Raw genomic sequence first — 15,793 nt, forward strand, 5'->3', positions numbered from 1 at the left:
ACTCCGGCCTGTTTTATACACGTCATTATGTCGCTATTCCCAATAGCACAACTATTTTTAATGCAGTCAAATTTGAGTTGGCTCATATAAGTGAGGTTATTTTTCGGTGATGAGCATTAAGCCGCATTAGTTTAATCCTTCCTTCTTGGATCGTTAAGATCCGTCCTTAGTCGCTACCGACTCGGTAGTTGTTTTGCAGTACCCCATAATCCCAATTGCATTCCGTCACCTTGACGCATAAGTACCTCATTGGCTATGCGCTGACATTTGAGTCAAGTGTTGATATTAGCTATTGGAAGATATGATTAAATTTCAATCAGAGTGAGTGACATGATACAAACCATGAAAAAAGAGTGGTTCTCCAACATACGCGGAGATCTGTTAGCCGGTATTGTGGTTGCACTGGCGTTAGTCCCTGAGGCGATTGCCTTTTCTATTATTGCAGGCGTCGATCCTAAAGTCGGCCTGTATGCTTCATTCTGTATCGCAGTGGTCATCGCGTTTACAGGTGGCCGTCCTGGTATGATCTCTGCCGCAACGGGCGCTATGGCGTTGTTGATGGTGACCTTAGTGAAGGAACACGGCCTCGAGTATTTACTCGCGGCGACCCTATTAACGGGTGTGCTGCAAATTGCCGCGGGTTACTTAAAGCTAGGAAGCTTGATGCGTTTCGTCTCCCGCTCTGTGGTGACAGGCTTTGTGAATGCACTGGCGATTCTGATCTTTATGGCCCAGTTGCCCGAACTGACCAATGTGACTTGGCATGTCTATGCGATGACGATTGCAGGTCTTGGTATTATCTATTTATTCCCACTTATCCCTGTGATCGGTAAATCCGTACCTTCGCCTCTCGTGTGTATTGTCGGATTAACACTTTTTGCGGTTTATATGGGGTTAGATATTCGTACTGTCGGTGACATGGGGCAACTGCCTGATACTTTGCCTATTTTCCTCTGGCCTGAAGTGCCATTGACCCTTGAAACTCTGATGATCATCTTCCCATACTCGGCCGGCCTTGCCGTGGTGGGTTTGCTAGAATCTATGATGACCGCCACCATAGTCGATGACTTAACCGATACCCAAAGCGATAAGAATCGTGAGTGTAAGGGCCAAGGTATTGCCAATATCGGCGCGGGTTTAATGGGCGGTATGGCCGGTTGCGCTATGATTGGTCAGTCGATCATCAACGTTAAATCGGGTGGTCGCGGACGGTTATCGACCTTTTCAGCGGGGGTATTTCTACTCATATTGATTGTATTCCTCGGCGAATGGTTAAAGCTCATCCCTATGGCGGCACTGGTTGCCGTGATGATCATGGTGTCTATCGGTACTTTCTCTTGGGATTCAATTCGTAATCTTAAGCATCATCCAATATCAACCAATCTTGTGATGGTGGCGACCGTTGCTGTGGTGGTCGCTACCCATAACTTAGCTATGGGAGTATTTGTGGGGGTATTACTCGCGTCTCTGTTCTTTGCTAATAAAGTGGGCCGTTTTATGGTGGTTAAGAGTGTAACGGCTGCTGCCGACGCTGGTCGCCATTATCAAGTTATTGGGCAAGTCTTTTTTGCCTCGGCAGATAAGTTCAGTAATTCATTTGATTTTAGGGAAGTGGTTGATAAGGTGACTATCGACTTATCTCAAGCGCATTTCTGGGATATTACTGCGGTATCGGCCCTAGACAAGGTAGTGATTAAATTCCGTCGCGAGGGAACTGAAGTGGAGTTAATTGGCCTTAACCAAGCAAGTGCAACCATAGTCGATAAGTTTGGGGTGCATGATAAGCCTGAAGACGTTGAAAACATGATGTCTGGTCACTAAGCCCTTAGCAACACAGGAAAAGGAAAATAACGATGACAAATGTGATTGCCTGTATCGACGGTTCAAAAGTGACACTCGCTGTATGTGACGCCAGTAGCTGGGCCGCTCAGCAACTGGATGCCCCAGTAACCCTATTACATGTATTGGATAAGTCAGCCTATCCAATAGAGTCAAATCTGTCAGGAAATATTGGCCTAGGTACACGGGAGCACTTGCTCAATGAAATGGTTGAGCTTGAAGCGCGTCGAGGCAAACTCGCACTCGAGCAGGGTAAGTATATGTTGCAAGATGCGCAAACGCGCATCGTGGAGGCACAACCCGCAGTCGTGGTTGAAACCTTGCAGCGTCACGGCGATTTAGTCGAAACTCTGTTAGAGCAAGAATCCCATGCCAGACTGGTGGTGATGGGCCGTCAAGGGGAGCAGCATCAAGATCAGACGCAGGCCATTGGCAGCCATTTAGAAAATGTCATTCGCACGCTTAAGCAGCCTATTTTAGTGGTGATGGACGAGTTTACTGCACCGAAGCGATTTATGATCGCCTATGATGGCAGTGTGACCGCAAGAAAAGCCCTCGATCGAGTCGTAAGCAGTCCGCTACTTAAAGGGCTCGAATGTCATTTAGTGATGGTGTCTGATGATCAATCGCTGGCGACAGCTGAACTGGCGTTGGTGACCGAATCTCTGATTGCGGCGGATTTCAATGTGGTTACCGCCGTTTGTCAGGGAGAAGTGCAAACGGCCCTTGAGATCTATCAACTTGAGCATCAAATCGATCTTATGGTGATGGGCGCCTATGGTCATTCGCGTATTCGGGAGTTTTTTGTGGGTAGTAATACCACAAGGATGATCAGTAAAAGCCATATCCCCTTGTTATTACTTCGCTAAGTTAAATATGCATTTCAACTTATTTCGCTCAATCCTAATGACTTGGTTTTAGTTAGAACATCTGAGTCAGAAGCTTGAGGTAATCATTTAAGAAAAAACGGCGAGCATTTAGGCTCGCCGTTTGATATCACAGTCGAATGGTTCGTGTTAGTTAGCTTTAGGCTCGAAGCTAAAGGCTTGACCCGCAAGAGCGGCTTCAAACATTAAGCCGCCTTTTGCTGCGGTAAATACCGCCATACCGTTGATATAAGAGCCGCTCGCTGAGCGATTACCACCCGATTGGCCTGCGCCTGCTGAGTTGCCTGTGGTTCCTGCTTGAGCGCTTGCTCCCATGTTGATGGCAACTGCCGACGCTTGGGCGTCAAACTCGAAACTGCCGCTCGTGAAGGCTTCATAGGCTTTGGCATCTTTAAAGAAGATGATTTCGCTGTAGGCTTGTCCACCTAATTGAAAACCGATGGATAATTGAGTCAGACTCGAATCACCCATATAGGCACCGCCTTGGTAGACTCGGCCTTTGCCATAGGCTGCACCGATCCCAATTCCGCCTTTACCCACAGTTGGGAATAAAGCATAGCCATAGGCTGTGTCGAAAAATTTACTGGTTTCTTTCGCTTTTTGGAAATTGACTACAGCCTGATCGTAGCTTTCATCTGCATGTACAGTTGGGGCTGCAAATAGGCTCACAATAAGGCATGTTGATGCCGCAATGGCTGTTAAAAATGATTTCATGGTAACGCCTCTTCAAGTCTTTAGTTGTTCCAGACTAGCCTTTATCGACACAAATGACAGCCAAAAGTGACATATGTGTCAGCTTAGGTTCAGTGTTCGACTTAATGGTTGGAGTGATATTGGTGGTGATGATTGGAGTGCAGTTTCGCCAATTAGTTCTTAGGTGGCGAAGAACCTTGGTTTTTTTCTGCATCGTCCTGCTGAACTTGATGCAAAAAGTCATACTCCTCTGGGGTGAGAATATTTTCAATGACGAGTGGGCGTTGCTCTAGCTCTGGTTCGGCCATGCGGCCTTTTAAGTAGGCAGAGCGGGTGATTTGCTTTAGCCCATACACCGCCAGCATATACATGCTCAGTAGTAAGGTCAGCCTTGGCAATGCGTGGGAAAGTAGCGATAGATTATCACCAAGATAGAAAGGCAAGATCACCACAAATACGCGGATTAACCAATTCAACAACATGGCCAAGGTCAAGCTTATCAGCCAACGAAACCGAATGGTGCCGAGCGCCTCTTGGGTTTGAGTGACATCTCTTTGATTGCGCTTATGTCGACGAAACAACATCCACAGCGCGATAAAGTAAAAACAGGTTTGTACAGATAACAGCGCTGGGAGTAGAGCGCCCCATTGGCTGATACTCATTTCTTTAAGCATCAGAGCTATGGGTTGCCACTCGTTAATGGGATGTGCAGTTAATCTTAGGGCAATATCTAAAATGGCGAAAACTAATGTTAATGCAGATGGCCAGTAATGCTTTGAAAACCCTAGCGGTTTATGGGTTGGTGCTAAACTGCGTTTGCAATATAGATAGAGCAAAGGCATGAGCAAAAAATAGATAGGGTTAATCAGATTGAATAGGATATGAATGGGAATTGGACTGTTATCGCGGTTCAACATACCCGTGAGGAAGTATAGAGCAATAAGACTTAAGAAAGCGGCGAGGAGTTTTTGGTTAGCGTCTGGGTGATAGAAATAGCGAATATAAATAGCTAACGCGAGGCAATGTACGCCTCCAAATAATGACAACCACCAGTAAGCTTGAGTGAAAAAACTATGAAACTCGTTCATATGCGATACCTCGAGCCCTGTTATATCAGGGAAATCGGCTCGGTAAAAGTATCGCCGTTAGTTTTTCTGTTGGCTTGCTATGCGCTGATGACGATTTGAAGCCGCCTCGGGCACAACGCTGGGAACGGGAATGCGTTCCGCGAGTAAGTGCTTGATTGCACGAACGGGATGCGGTAATAACATCCGTGGACCAGAAAAGATCATGATCTCTTTGACGATTTGTTTCTGCGCAGGTTTGTAGCAATGCACTGGGCATTTATTACAGGTGGGTTTGTTTTGTCCGTAGGGGCAGCGATCTAGGCGTGTTGCGGCATAATCCAATAACTCAATGCAATCTGCACATAGGCTCGTCGCGTCTTGGCCTTGGTGTTTCGCCTTGCAATAAATTGTCACCATTGCGGCAATGGTTTGGTGTTCGTACAGGAGTTTGCCCGTAAGCAGTGTGGCTGTGCCCATTGGAATACCTTAGCTTGTCACTCGGATATCCCATCATAGGCAGTGAAACTGGCGCTGACAAAACGAAAGCGCCAATTTATGAAGGTGCGCACAAAATGGTGCTTTAAATAATCCAACTATCCCCAATGTCACACCTAAAAATAAATCTTAGATATGCATCACTTTGTCGGCGGCCAGTGTCCAGCGAGTTAAATCTTGTAGTGTGCCTATGTGCGCACCTTCGATAATCATTTCCGCTGTGACGCCTCGTGCTTGAGCGCAGGTCTTGCAAAGTAGAATAGGAACTTGCTGTGCCGAGAGAATTTCAAACATCTGCTGCAGGTTGTAGCTTAAGTCCGGTGTGGTTTGATTTTTGAGTGCGCCAAACACGGCATCTGACATGAGAAAAAGTTTAAGATCGACCGCTTGCTCGTCCTGATCCTTCAGGGCTAATGCGATGCGTAAGCTGTTAAATAGCTTTTCTGTCCCGTAAGGGCTGGCGTGGGCCACGATAAGAATACTTTGCATCAGGTTTTCCTTATATTTGTCGTAAACTGGGCGATTGGGGTGATAAGGCAATACGGTTGCGTCAGTCTAGCGCAATTGACTATAACTATTTGAGCGCAAGATCGTATAAAAAGGCATAAATACTTGATTTGCACCGACACAATGGACTTTAATAGCGGTTAATCTCTGCTCAATTTTTAGCTAGACTCGGTTGCCATGGACACTGTCCTGATGGACGTTGGCAAACCCATTGACACGGCTTCTGATGAGAAGCGGCCATCAAAGGTGAACAAGAATGAAGATCTTAGTCGTATTTATACTGATTGCTGTCGGGGTGTTTTTATTCCTTCGCGCGCAGCGATTGGCGAAAGAAGAACAAGAGGCGATGAAACCCAAGTCGACCAAGGTAAAACCTGTAGTTCCCACCGAAGAGGCACCTATTTTCTCCGCTGCTGAGCCCGAGCGTGTAGAACCTGAGCCAGTTAAAAGGGTTGAGGATACTGGCGTGGCTGAAGTCGAGCCCGTTATCGAAGTTGAAGCCGAATTAATGCCCCGTGAGACTAATGAGCCTGCGAGCATTTCGGTGGCGCTAGACACAGATATCATCGAAGTCGATATTCCTGCGGCCCATAATGAAGAGGCGGTGATCATTTTAGGCGCCACGCCTGCAGATGAACAAGATGATGTTAAGACTGAAGCAGAGCCAGTATCGAACACACGTTCTGAGGTAGGTGCGCCAGGGGCTTGGGCGAATGTGACTTTAGTTCGGGCCTTTGAGGAGTATCAAGGAGCGACGTCAGCCAGTGCTCGCTATACCGCGCTGCAAAATATGATTGCTGAATGCTACAAACAGCGTAAATCGGCGGATTACCTCAACTATGGTGCTCAATTAGCGGAAGAGTATATTGCACTGTTCCAAGCGGCTAGCGCCGAGCAAGGCAAAGATACTGAGCTTAAATCTTCCGGTTTCCTGCATTTAGCCACCTTGCTAAATGATACCCAAGCCTTCGATGCCGCCATTGTCATCTGTCGCAAAGCACTTGAGCTTGGGCTGAGCGATGGCACTGTCACTGGCTTTGAGGGCCGAATCAACCGGATTGAGAAAGCACAGACTAAAGCAACCACGGCTTGATATGTTGTAGGGAGCGCTTAGCGGGTAAACCCTTAGTCGAAAAGCGGTTATTTCCCTCGTCTAAGCAGTGTAGAATCCCTGCTAACTGAATGCGCAAAAGGCGAACTAAGGTTCGCTTTTTTTATGGGCTTAATAGGGGAAAAATGAAACTAAGCTATGCCTTACCGAATGTCTTATTCGGGCTTGGATTATTGCTACTCAGTGGCTGTACTAAAACCCCAGAATGGACCCTATTTTATTATCCCGATGTGAGTGCCATTCCGGTGACACCTTTGCAGGCCGAAGATATTAATGGTTACTACGATACTCTAGCGCAATGCCAGAGCAAGGCTCATGGTATGCAACGTCTAAGTCGTTCTGGCGTGAGTGGTTTTGGCCTTGGATCTTATCAATGTGGGCACCTATGCGAGTTCGACGATAAGTCGGTGCTGGTTTGCAAGACCATGAGCCAATAGGTGGGCAAGATGAAGTTTAAACAGGATTTTTTTACTCAGCTGCCTGAGTTTTACTCGCAAGTATATCCACAAGGGATAACTAAGCCTGAATGGCTGGCATGGAGTAATGACGCCGCCCAATTGATTGGCTTGAGCCAACCCACCGATGAGTTGTTATTGGGCTTATCTGGTAATGCGGCCGTCGATGGCGCGACCTACTATGCCCAAGTGTATAGCGGCCACCAATTTGGCGGTTACACGCCGCGCTTAGGGGATGGACGCTCGATCATTTTAGGTGAAGCGATTGGTCCAAATGGCGCATGGGATGTCGCCCTTAAAGGTGGCGGTCCGACGCCTTATTCGCGCCGTGGTGATGGCCGCGCTGTGATGCGCTCCGCGGTGCGCGAGTTTTTAGTCTCTGAGGCGCTGCATCATCTGCAGGTGCCGACGACCCGCGCCTTGGCTGTGATTGGCTCTGATTTGCCCGTATGGCGTGAGAGCCAAGAAACCGCAGCCATTACCGTACGTTTAGCCCGCAGCCACATTCGTTTCGGTCATTTCGAGTTTTTCTGCCACAGTGAGCGCGGCCGTGCCGACAAGCTGACTCAATTACTCAACTTCACTATTACTCAGCATTATCCCCATTTGAGTTGTGATGCCGCAGGTTATAAAGCGTGGTTTTTACAGGTAGTGCAAGATACCGCTAAGATGATTGCCCACTGGCAGGCGGTCGGTTTTGCCCATGGCGTGATGAACACAGACAATATGTCGATTCTGGGTGACAGTTTTGACTTCGGTCCCTTTGCGTTCCTCGATACATTCCAAGAAGACTTTATCTGTAATCATTCGGATCCCGAAGGTCGCTATGCCTTTGGTCAGCAGCCGGGAGTAGGTTTGTGGAACTTGCAACGTTTAGCGCAGGCGCTCACACCAGTGATCCCATCCGATGACTTAATTGCCATTCTTAATCAATACCAAGAGGCGCTAGTGCAGCCTTATTTGCGCTTGATGCGGGCAAAACTAGGTCTATCAGCAGTTGATGTTTCGTCGGTGGAGCAAGTCAAACAGGATCTCGAACTTATAGGTCGATTCACTGTGCTGATGGAGAAAAATCAACTCGATTACACTCAGACTTGGCGTCAATTAGGCAAGTTAGATCCAACCAGCAAACACAGTGCGCTGCGGGATGACTTTATTGATGTCAGTCAGTTTGATGCTTGGTATCAAGCCTATCAACAGCGATTGGGCGCGGTGGCTGATATCCCTGCGTGGCAAACTGAGCGCAATAGTGTGAATCCCAAATATATTTTGCGTAACTATTTAGCCCAAGAGGCGATAATCGCGGTGGAAGAGGGTAATCTTGCGCCGCTGCATTTGCTGCAAAAAATCTTAACTCAGCCCTTTGCCGAACACGCAGAGCATGAAGACTTGGCCAAGCGTCCGCCGGACTGGGGCCAAGGTTTGATCATGTCATGTAGTAGTTGATGGGATAACAAGCATGAAATTATCAAGTACGCATTTAAAAGCCATGAGCTTAGATACCATTAGCTTAGATAAAAGTGCCTTAAGTTTAGCGGTCAGTGCGGATATCGATTTTGATCGTTTCGCCGACTTTGCCGAACCCTTAGCCGCGGCGCTAGATTGCACTGTGCGCGAGCGTCAGTGGGGTGCCGACAGGCATCAATGGTTATTAGAATTTGAAGGCAGCCAGTTATGGCTCAATTATGAGTTTTACGGCAACATTTGCTGGCTCTCGACCGAACGAGAAGCCGATTTTGAGGTGCTGGAATACTTAGCCACTTTGCTGCAACCTCACCTAAGAGTGAACTGAATATGAGTCAGAATATGACGCCACCAACCACGAGTTCTAGCGGCGCAGAGTTCCATTTTCAAGCCCTAACACCGGATTTGATCTTAGATGCGATCGAAAGTCTGGGCGTGTACCCAGAAACGGGCTTACTCGCGCTGAACAGTTACGAGAACCGCGTTTATCAGTTCCGTAGCGATGAAGGGCTGCGTTATGTGGTGAAGTTCTATCGCCCAGATCGTTGGAGCGATGCGCAGATCCAAGAGGAACATGATTATGCGCTCGCACTCGCGGCAGAAGATATCCCGATTGCCGTACCTGTAATTATCGAAGGCCATACGTTACACAAGTACCAAGGTTATCGATTTACCCTGTTTCCTTCCTTGGGTGGTCGCGCCTTCGAAGTCGATAATTTAGAGCAGCTGGAATTAGTGGGTCGGTTCATCGGTCGGATACATCAGTACGCGGCGCAAACGGTATTTGCTGAACGTGAACCGCTGAATCCGCAGATTTTAGGCGCCGAGCCGCTCGCGTGGTTAAAGCAATCTAATCTGGTGCCTAATAGCCTACGCTTGCCGTTCTTTACCGTCGTAGAGCAGGTGCTGGCTAAGGCGAATGCGATTTGGGATCGCCAAGATTTTGCGGCCATTCGTTTGCACGGCGATTTACACCCAGGCAATATTTTGTGGACGCCAGACGGTCCCGGATTCGTCGATTTAGACGATGCTCGCATGGGACCGGCGATTCAAGATTTATGGATGATGCTAACCGGGGATAGAGCGCAGCAACTGATGCAGCTTGAGATCTTACTCGAAGCCTATGAAGAATTTTGTGAGTTTGATACAAGACAGTTAGCCTTGATTGAACCGCTGCGGGCGCTGCGTATGGTGCATTACAACGCGTGGATTGGCCGTCGCTGGGACGATCCGGCCTTCCCGATGAACTTCCCTTGGTTTGGGGATGAAAAGTATTGGGAACAGCAGATTTTGGCGTTCAAAGAGCAATTATTTGCCCTTAGCGAACCACCACTGAGCCTAGTGCCGTATTAGCATTGAGCAAAATATGATTTCACAGACGTATCTTGTGACATTAGATTGAACTCTTAAGCTTGAGTTACACTCAAAAAATGGAATATGTTAGTCTCCAGCCAATTTATCAAAATGATTTAAGGAATTTTCATGAAAAAAGTATTACTCATGGCCGCGGCTCTGTTACTGGCGCCACTGGCAGTATCGGCTGTGGAATACCAAGAAGGCGTGCATTACACAGTGATTAACGATGGCCCAGCAACAGCGAAGCCTGAGATTACTGAGTTTTTCTCTTTCTATTGTCCGCATTGTTTTACTTTCTCTAAAACCGTAGTGCCAAAAATTCTCACCGATAAGCCAGAAGGCGTTGCGTTTAACCAAGCACACGTTGATTTTATCGGCAAAGAGATGGGGGTTGAAATGTCACGCGCATTTGCAGTCGCACATCAGTTAAACGTCGATGAGAAAATGGATGCGGCGTTATTCTCTGCTATTCATGAGAAGAAACAGCATTTTACTAATCGCGATGATGTTCGTGCTGTGTTTATTGCTAACGGTGTCGATGGTAAAACCTTCGATGCGGCTGCAGAGTCTTTCATGGTAAAGGCGCAAATGGCAAAGATGAAGCGTGATACTGAAAACGCTAAGCTGACGGGTGTACCTGCTCTGGTTGTTAACGGTAAGTACCGTGTTGAAACAGGAGCAATCAAATCCTACGACGAGCTGTTAGAAATTGCTTTCTACCTAGCAAGAAAATAATTCGATAGGCGTTACCCGCACTGCTGTCATATGAGCGGATGATAATGCTGTATCGATTGCATGTTAAAGAGAGCCTAAGGGCTCTTTTTTATTGGGGCGGTTGGCAACAACAAGGCAAATAGCGCTTTGATAGGGAGCTTAACGTACTGAGTTAGGCCTCTGTAGGCTAGTCGTTTGAACTTATGGAATAAAGACGAGGCAAAAAATGGGCAAAAAAAACCGTACTTCTTGTAAAAGAAAGTACGGACTTGAGCCAGAGGACTCATTTTTACCCTGAGTAACGCTAATAATTTAGCAGAGTGTCAAAAAATTGGCAAGTGACATTATTATGGCGTTCTTCTTTTTTGCTCACAGGGTGACATATTCATAGTTTAACTAAATCAAACGATTAAGTATTTTTGGCGATAAAAGATGAAAAATACCACTCTAACGATGAAACTCAAGTGGCAAAGCTTCTGTCAAACAACTGTAATCAATAACAACAAGAATGCTTGTAGGTGGTCATATGAGAGTTTTTCCTGTCTACGCACCTAAGCTTATCGTTAAGCACGCGCGTATTTTTCTCACTGGTGTTATTTGGGTTAAAGATTTAGGACGATTGGAATTTGAGAAGGGACGGTTTTTACTGCCAAGAAAAAGCCTGCCAAAAGTGAAGCAGGCTATTTTAGAATTGAACGAACTGATCGAAGCGCAGCATCATCAAACTAATGCAGTTTAGATTTCGCTGTTTAACAAGCCAACAAGGCCAGTCACTTTTTCGTTCCAAGAAGTGAGTTCTTCTTGTAGTTGCTGGTTTTGCGCATTCAATTGTTGATTGTGCTCACTCAGCGTAGACGCTTTTTGCTTCTCTTCTTCAAGCTCCATTTTTAGAAGCTCGATAGTTTCGAGTGCAGCCTGGATTTTGGTTTCCAGTTTGGACAGTAATTCAAGGCTCATCTGGAGAGTCCTATGGTTTCTGGATGGGACTGTGATTCTAGCAGTGCCTAGAACTTAAGGAATAGCGATTCTTGCCGTTTGGTTAAAAAACACCCTATTACTGGGTTCTAAATTAAGTTTTTTTGCATTTGTTATTAACTCGTTAGTATTCTTGGTTTTATTTTTTATCGGAATGGTCCATGTCGCCTAGTTTGCTCGCCATACTCCCGCTACTGTTGACCTTAACCTTAGCCCTATTTTTACGCCGCACACTGGTGGCGTTAGGCGTAGGTATTGTCTCTGGTGCCCTATTAATCGCCCAATTTGATCCTCTGCAAACTGGGTTGTATTTGCTTGATATCGGTGCAAAACAATTTTATGCCCAAGGCGCGTGGCAAGCGTGGCATCTCAATGTGCTGTTCGCCATGTTACTCCTCGGTAGCATGACGCAATTGTTAGCACGTGGCGGCGCCGTGGGTCAGTTTGGCGATTGGCTGTATAGCCGTATTCGTACTGAGCGTCAGGCGCGTCTTGGGGTCGTATTTCTTGGTTGGTTAGTGTTTATCGATGGGATTTTCAGTTGTCTTGCTGTCGGCCATGTGTGTCAGCCGCTCAGCCAGCGTTATGGTATTCGCCATGAGCAGCTCGCCTATTTGGTTGATTCCAATGCTTCGCCTTTATGCGCGCTATTGCCTTTCTCCAGTTGGGGCCCCTATGTGATGGCGCTTATCGCGGGGATCAGCTTTTTGCCCGTGTCGCCGCTGGAAGCCTTTATTGAGGTGGCCTTATTTAACTTTTACGCCATCGTGACCTTAGGCTTGTCCGTGCTCGTCGCTTGGTATGGTGTAGGTTTTCACTCTTTTGTTGCTGCTACTGCTGTGGAATCTTCCAATACGGTCGAGGTTAAGGGAAATCCTTGGCTGCTCGCAATCCCTATGCTGACTCTGCTGTCTGCTTCAGTGGGATTAACTTTGTGGTCGGGGGCTCAGCAGGTCTCTTCTTGGGATGTGTCACTTTGGCTTGCTAAGGCTGATATTGGTGCTTCTATGCGTGATGCTTGTTTGTTGGCAACCTTAGTCACTCTTGCCATGTTAGGCTTGTCTGGGCGACGTTTAACGGCGTTAGTGGGGGATTTGAGCCACGGAGTTCGCATGATCGCCTTCGCCATTGCGATTTTACTCTGCACTTGGATGATTGGCGCTGTGATCCAAGATCTTGGCGTCGCTAAATTATTGGCTGCTTGGGCTAAGGCTTATCTTTCCCCGCATCTGCTGGTAGCGGGAATGTTTTTACTCTGCGCGATAATGGCTTTTGCGACGGGTTCAAGCTGGGGAACATTTGCAATTATGATCCCTATTGGCGCAGAGATTGCCCATAACTTAGATCCTCATTTGTTGTTACCTGTACTGAGCGCTGTGATGGCGGGGTCGGTATTTGGCGACCACTGCTCGCCCATTTCAGATACCAGCGTGCTCAGTGCGACCAGCTCTGGTTGCGCTCTCCATGACCATGTGGTGACTCAGTTGCCCTTTGCTTTGATCGCGGCATGCGCAGCGTTAGTCGGATTTCAATTAGTCAATTTAGCCGTGGCGACGCCGTTAGTGTGGCTGGCCGTGGTGAGCTGTAGCCTAGGATTATTTGCCTTGATGGCACGTTTTTATTCACCTTTGCCCAGATTCGTAGCGCAGACATAAAGCCAGTTTATCGCTAAAATGGCCGATTCGGTTCTTGCTGAGCCATTTATTTAAGTGCATATGATTTAAGAGATTATCAATATGAGTATTACCCGTTTAGATGTAGGTACCCGCATGAGCAGTATAGTGATCCACCAAGGTACTGTGTATCTGTGTGGTCAAGTGGCGAAGGACAAGTATCAAGGTATCACCGAGCAAACTGTCACTATGCTTGAGGAGGTCGATACCTTGTTAGCGCAGGCGGGAAGTTCGCGTGAGCATTTACTGTCAGCGACTATTTATCTGAAAGATATGGGTGATTATGATGCGATGAATGCGGTATGGGATGCTTGGGTGCCTAAAGGTCATGCGCCAGCCCGTGCTTGTGTGCAAGCCGCTATTGCCGAGCCAGAATATTTGGTTGAAGTCTCAGTGATTGCGGCGGTTGCGGTTTAAGCGCTAAGCTATTTTTCGTCCAGTTAAGAAACCTGTTTCGATCCCTATTTCGAATCCTGTCACCGAGTGTCATGACTCGGTGAAGCTTTTCCGCAATACACCTCGCTAACTAAACCTGCATGGTTCAGCACGTTCACTCTCTTCTAACAAAACCCTTTTTGCTTTAACCTAATAAGTATTCCATTAAATGTGCAGGGACAAGCGGCGGATGATCCCCATATTGTTCTGAGAGTGCGGTGGCGATAGTCTCAATATCTTGTTGGGCTAAGCCTTGTTCGATAATGGCAAACGCCCAAGGAGCCTCGGTTTTGAGTTTGAGGAAATAAGGCGTTTCGACAAATTGTGCGAGTGAGTAAGCGGAGCCTCCTAAACCATGCCCCCAACCTTCGCTGACCTGAAAGGGTCTATCTAAATGTGCCATATCAAATTCAATGAGATGAGGGTATTGGCCGTTATGCCCACCGATCCAGTGACCGATTTCAACCGATAAAATCATAGTTGCCATGTTATATCCTTTGCTAGGGTTGCTTGGCCGCAATGAGTACTCGGCTAAATTCAGCATTAGGCTCGAGGGGCGTGATGGCGGCGATATGGTCGAGTCTAAGGGATTGTTTAGTTTGTTGCAGTTGGATGATAAGCCACTCAGTTTTGTCGGCTCTTGTCTGCGTGGTGATGGCTTTACCTTGGCACTGGGTGCCATCAATAAGCTCAATTTTGAGTTGATAACCACGCAGACAGGCGAGTTCGAGATAGTCGTAGTGGGCGCAGGGGATCATTTTATAATCTGACATTGGATCATCTCATTGGGAGTTCGACCCTATTGTGGCAAAAATACTTGCCATTGGCATTATGTGTGACCCAATGCGGATTGTTTTATCCTGTCTCTGAGGCTGTATGAAAAGTTGAACCAGGCGTGTTAGCGAGTTTTTTATTTGCTTAGACCTTTAGATATGCGAGCCCCTCTTGACTTTATTCCTGTCGCTCCCTAGTCTGCTTGTTCAGTAATCAAGGTGGTATGCGATGGAAATAACTTACAATTTAAAACCTGCGTCCGAGCGCCGTACTGAGCAATTCAAGCCCGAGGGGAATGTGGGCTTTGGTAGCCTCAGAACCGATCATATGTTTTTGATGGATTATCATGATGGACAATGGTGCGATCCGCGCATCGTTCCTTATGGACCATTTGAAATGGCACCGGGTGCAATGGCGTTGCATTATGGCCAGTCGATCTTCGAAGGCGCGAAAGCCTTTATGCACGAAGATGGCGAGATTTATACTTTCCGCATTAATAAGAATGCTGAGCGGATGAATCGCTCCGCCGATATCGTCTGTATTCCCAATATCGATGAACAAATGCAGATGGATGCGATCAATGCGTTGATCGATGTCGATCGCCTCTGGTTCCCGATGCAAGAAGGCGCGTGTCTGTATATTCGTCCTTTTATTTTTGCGACCGAAGACCGCCTCTCTGTGAGCCCAAGTTCGCGTTATACCTTCTGTGTTGTGTTAAGCCCAAGTGGCGCTTATTACGCGGCTGGCGTGAACAAAGGTATACGCTTACTGATCAGCAAAACTTTCCATCGTGCAGTATCGGGTGGCACTGGCGCCTCAAAAGCCGCGGGTAACTATGCGGCTTCGTTGCGTGCGGGTAAAGCGGCGGCAGCCTTTGGTGCATCGCAAGTGCTATATCTCGATTCAACCAATCAACAGATTGAAGAAGCGGGCGCGATGAACCATTTCCACATTCTGAAAGATGGCACTGTGATTATTCCAACCTTCACAGATACTATTTTGAAGTCGATCACCTCGCAATCCATTATGGAATTGGGTGAGATGCTCGGTTGTGAAGTGCGCCAAGAGACTGTCATGCTTGATAAATTTATCGCTGATATTGAATCTGGTGAAATTATCGAGGCGGGTGGTTTTGGGACGGCGGCCGTGGTTTCTGCTGTGGGCTCCTACATTTTTGAAGATGGCCATGTTGTCACTGTCGGTAATGGTGAAGTGGGTGAGCATGTTCAGCGCATCTATAAACTGTATACCGAAATCCAAAAGGGCCATATTAAAGGTCCTGAAGGCTGGGTTAAGCGTGTTAAACGTTTAGCAAAGTAAGGAATTTGTGGTGATGTTTAAAGGCTCC

Annotated in this window: 19 protein-coding genes; 12 read left to right on the forward strand and 7 right to left on the reverse strand. The window is 47.2% G+C overall.

The annotated features are described in order from the left end of the window. The first annotated feature begins 330 nt into the window (after positions 1 to 330). Complete coding sequence (locus tag L5M29_RS14575) at positions 331 to 1,821, forward strand: SulP family inorganic anion transporter (RefSeq protein WP_173248049.1); 1,491 nt, start codon at positions 331 to 333, stop codon at positions 1,819 to 1,821. A gap of 32 nt (positions 1,822 to 1,853) precedes the next feature. Continuing rightward, positions 1,854 to 2,708: a universal stress protein gene (locus L5M29_RS14580; RefSeq protein ID WP_173248047.1), complete on the forward strand. Its 855-nt coding sequence runs from the start codon at positions 1,854 to 1,856 to the stop codon at positions 2,706 to 2,708. A gap of 147 nt (positions 2,709 to 2,855) precedes the next feature. On the opposite strand, the gene L5M29_RS14585 is transcribed toward L5M29_RS14580, so the two are convergent. The 4 genes from L5M29_RS14585 to L5M29_RS14600 form a co-directional block, all read right to left on the reverse strand. Next, positions 2,856 to 3,440: a YSC84-related protein gene (locus L5M29_RS14585; RefSeq protein ID WP_105250489.1), complete on the reverse strand. Its 585-nt coding sequence runs from the start codon at positions 3,438 to 3,440 to the stop codon at positions 2,856 to 2,858. A 152-nt stretch (positions 3,441 to 3,592) separates the two neighbouring features. Then, positions 3,593 to 4,507 carry a hypothetical protein gene (locus tag L5M29_RS14590; protein WP_263168398.1) on the reverse strand — a complete coding sequence of 305 codons (915 nt, stop codon included), beginning with the start codon at positions 4,505 to 4,507 and terminating at the stop codon, positions 3,593 to 3,595. 57 nt (positions 4,508 to 4,564) lie between these two features. Beyond that, positions 4,565 to 4,963 carry a nitrous oxide-stimulated promoter family protein gene (locus L5M29_RS14595; protein WP_071940633.1) on the reverse strand — a complete coding sequence of 133 codons (399 nt, stop codon included), beginning with the start codon at positions 4,961 to 4,963 and terminating at the stop codon, positions 4,565 to 4,567. 147 nt (positions 4,964 to 5,110) lie between these two features. Continuing rightward, positions 5,111 to 5,470: a DsrE/DsrF/TusD sulfur relay family protein gene (locus L5M29_RS14600; protein ID WP_006083495.1), complete on the reverse strand. Its 360-nt coding sequence runs from the start codon at positions 5,468 to 5,470 to the stop codon at positions 5,111 to 5,113. A gap of 274 nt (positions 5,471 to 5,744) precedes the next feature. Between L5M29_RS14600 and L5M29_RS14605 the strand changes: the two genes are divergently transcribed. The 7 genes from L5M29_RS14605 (at position 5,745) to L5M29_RS14635 (ending at position 11,327) form a co-directional block, all read left to right on the forward strand. Beyond that, positions 5,745 to 6,581: a hypothetical protein gene (locus L5M29_RS14605; RefSeq protein ID WP_263168399.1), complete on the forward strand. Its 837-nt coding sequence runs from the start codon at positions 5,745 to 5,747 to the stop codon at positions 6,579 to 6,581. A 143-nt stretch (positions 6,582 to 6,724) separates the two neighbouring features. Beyond that, positions 6,725 to 7,036, forward strand: coding sequence for a hypothetical protein (locus L5M29_RS14610; protein WP_131524950.1), 312 nt, complete (start codon positions 6,725 to 6,727; stop codon positions 7,034 to 7,036). A gap of 9 nt (positions 7,037 to 7,045) precedes the next feature. Then, on the forward strand, positions 7,046 to 8,500 hold the full coding sequence (locus tag L5M29_RS14615; RefSeq protein WP_263168401.1) for a protein adenylyltransferase SelO: 1,455 nt from the start codon (positions 7,046 to 7,048) through the stop codon (positions 8,498 to 8,500). Positions 8,501 to 8,513: 13 nt separating this feature from the next. Further along, complete coding sequence (locus L5M29_RS14620) at positions 8,514 to 8,846, forward strand: DUF3630 family protein (protein ID WP_263168403.1); 333 nt, start codon at positions 8,514 to 8,516, stop codon at positions 8,844 to 8,846. Between the two features lie 2 nt (positions 8,847 to 8,848). Beyond that, the gene (locus L5M29_RS14625) at positions 8,849 to 9,871 is read left to right on the forward strand and encodes a serine/threonine protein kinase (protein ID WP_263147576.1); all 1,023 of its coding nucleotides are present in this window, start codon (positions 8,849 to 8,851) and stop codon (positions 9,869 to 9,871) included. A gap of 129 nt (positions 9,872 to 10,000) precedes the next feature. After that, positions 10,001 to 10,609, forward strand: coding sequence for a thiol:disulfide interchange protein DsbA/DsbL (locus tag L5M29_RS14630; RefSeq protein WP_113941610.1), 609 nt, complete (start codon positions 10,001 to 10,003; stop codon positions 10,607 to 10,609). A 505-nt stretch (positions 10,610 to 11,114) separates the two neighbouring features. Then, positions 11,115 to 11,327, forward strand: a complete 213-nt coding sequence (locus L5M29_RS14635; RefSeq protein WP_006083486.1) for a DUF1107 domain-containing protein — start codon at positions 11,115 to 11,117, stop codon at positions 11,325 to 11,327. Here the strand turns inward: L5M29_RS14635 and L5M29_RS14640 are convergent. Then, on the reverse strand, positions 11,324 to 11,545 hold the full coding sequence (locus L5M29_RS14640) for a cell division protein ZapB (protein WP_006083484.1): 222 nt from the start codon (positions 11,543 to 11,545) through the stop codon (positions 11,324 to 11,326). The two genes, L5M29_RS14635 and L5M29_RS14640, sit on opposite strands and share 4 nt — an antisense overlap. Positions 11,546 to 11,724: 179 nt before the next feature. On the opposite strand from L5M29_RS14640, the gene L5M29_RS14645 reads away from it, so the two are divergent. Together L5M29_RS14645 and L5M29_RS14650 are read left to right on the forward strand one after the other, a co-directional pair. After that, complete coding sequence (locus L5M29_RS14645; protein ID WP_263168406.1) at positions 11,725 to 13,218, forward strand: Na+/H+ antiporter NhaC family protein; 1,494 nt, start codon at positions 11,725 to 11,727, stop codon at positions 13,216 to 13,218. Between the two features lie 81 nt (positions 13,219 to 13,299). Next, positions 13,300 to 13,653 carry a RidA family protein gene (locus L5M29_RS14650; protein ID WP_173248029.1) on the forward strand — a complete coding sequence of 118 codons (354 nt, stop codon included), beginning with the start codon at positions 13,300 to 13,302 and terminating at the stop codon, positions 13,651 to 13,653. Positions 13,654 to 13,816: 163 nt separating this feature from the next. Here the strand turns inward: L5M29_RS14650 and L5M29_RS14655 are convergent, their stop codons facing one another. Both L5M29_RS14655 and L5M29_RS14660 read right to left on the reverse strand, forming a co-directional pair. Beyond that, positions 13,817 to 14,158 (reverse strand): hypothetical protein, encoded by a 342-nt coding sequence (locus tag L5M29_RS14655; RefSeq protein ID WP_219251781.1) that lies wholly within the window; start codon positions 14,156 to 14,158, stop codon positions 13,817 to 13,819. A 13-nt stretch (positions 14,159 to 14,171) separates the two neighbouring features. Continuing rightward, on the reverse strand, positions 14,172 to 14,444 hold the full coding sequence (locus L5M29_RS14660) for a Rho-binding antiterminator (RefSeq protein ID WP_131524943.1): 273 nt from the start codon (positions 14,442 to 14,444) through the stop codon (positions 14,172 to 14,174). Positions 14,445 to 14,673: 229 nt separating this feature from the next. On the opposite strand from L5M29_RS14660, the gene L5M29_RS14665 reads away from it, so the two are divergent. Next, positions 14,674 to 15,765, forward strand: coding sequence for a branched-chain amino acid aminotransferase (locus L5M29_RS14665; RefSeq protein WP_263163952.1), 1,092 nt, complete (start codon positions 14,674 to 14,676; stop codon positions 15,763 to 15,765). Positions 15,766 to 15,793 lie beyond the last annotated feature (28 nt).

Origin of the sequence: Shewanella sp. SM95 (genome assembly GCF_025653595.1) — a bacterium.
Taxonomy (GTDB): domain Bacteria; phylum Pseudomonadota; class Gammaproteobacteria; order Enterobacterales; family Shewanellaceae; genus Shewanella; species Shewanella oncorhynchi.

Excerpts from the sequence above, each read along its gene's own strand:
- L5M29_RS14575 (WP_173248049.1), top strand. The coding sequence starts at position 331 with ATGATACAAACCATGAAAAAAGAGTGGTTCTCCAACATACGCGGAGAT.
- L5M29_RS14580 (WP_173248047.1), top strand. The coding sequence starts at position 1,854 with ATGACAAATGTGATTGCCTGTATCGACGGTTCAAAAGTGACACTCGCT.
- L5M29_RS14585 (WP_105250489.1), bottom strand. The coding sequence starts at position 3,440 with ATGAAATCATTTTTAACAGCCATTGCGGCATCAACATGCCTTATTGTG.
- L5M29_RS14590 (WP_263168398.1), bottom strand. The coding sequence starts at position 4,507 with ATGAACGAGTTTCATAGTTTTTTCACTCAAGCTTACTGGTGGTTGTCA.
- L5M29_RS14595 (WP_071940633.1), bottom strand. The coding sequence starts at position 4,963 with ATGGGCACAGCCACACTGCTTACGGGCAAACTCCTGTACGAACACCAA.
- L5M29_RS14600 (WP_006083495.1), bottom strand. The coding sequence starts at position 5,470 with ATGCAAAGTATTCTTATCGTGGCCCACGCCAGCCCTTACGGGACAGAA.
- L5M29_RS14605 (WP_263168399.1), top strand. The coding sequence starts at position 5,745 with ATGAAGATCTTAGTCGTATTTATACTGATTGCTGTCGGGGTGTTTTTA.
- L5M29_RS14610 (WP_131524950.1), top strand. The coding sequence starts at position 6,725 with ATGAAACTAAGCTATGCCTTACCGAATGTCTTATTCGGGCTTGGATTA.
- L5M29_RS14615 (WP_263168401.1), top strand. The coding sequence starts at position 7,046 with ATGAAGTTTAAACAGGATTTTTTTACTCAGCTGCCTGAGTTTTACTCG.
- L5M29_RS14620 (WP_263168403.1), top strand. The coding sequence starts at position 8,514 with ATGAAATTATCAAGTACGCATTTAAAAGCCATGAGCTTAGATACCATT.
- L5M29_RS14625 (WP_263147576.1), top strand. The coding sequence starts at position 8,849 with ATGAGTCAGAATATGACGCCACCAACCACGAGTTCTAGCGGCGCAGAG.
- L5M29_RS14630 (WP_113941610.1), top strand. The coding sequence starts at position 10,001 with ATGAAAAAAGTATTACTCATGGCCGCGGCTCTGTTACTGGCGCCACTG.
- L5M29_RS14635 (WP_006083486.1), top strand. The coding sequence starts at position 11,115 with ATGAGAGTTTTTCCTGTCTACGCACCTAAGCTTATCGTTAAGCACGCG.
- L5M29_RS14640 (WP_006083484.1), bottom strand. The coding sequence starts at position 11,545 with ATGAGCCTTGAATTACTGTCCAAACTGGAAACCAAAATCCAGGCTGCA.
- L5M29_RS14645 (WP_263168406.1), top strand. The coding sequence starts at position 11,725 with ATGTCGCCTAGTTTGCTCGCCATACTCCCGCTACTGTTGACCTTAACC.
- L5M29_RS14650 (WP_173248029.1), top strand. The coding sequence starts at position 13,300 with ATGAGTATTACCCGTTTAGATGTAGGTACCCGCATGAGCAGTATAGTG.
- L5M29_RS14655 (WP_219251781.1), bottom strand. The coding sequence starts at position 14,158 with ATGGCAACTATGATTTTATCGGTTGAAATCGGTCACTGGATCGGTGGG.
- L5M29_RS14660 (WP_131524943.1), bottom strand. The coding sequence starts at position 14,444 with ATGTCAGATTATAAAATGATCCCCTGCGCCCACTACGACTATCTCGAA.
- L5M29_RS14665 (WP_263163952.1), top strand. The coding sequence starts at position 14,674 with ATGGAAATAACTTACAATTTAAAACCTGCGTCCGAGCGCCGTACTGAG.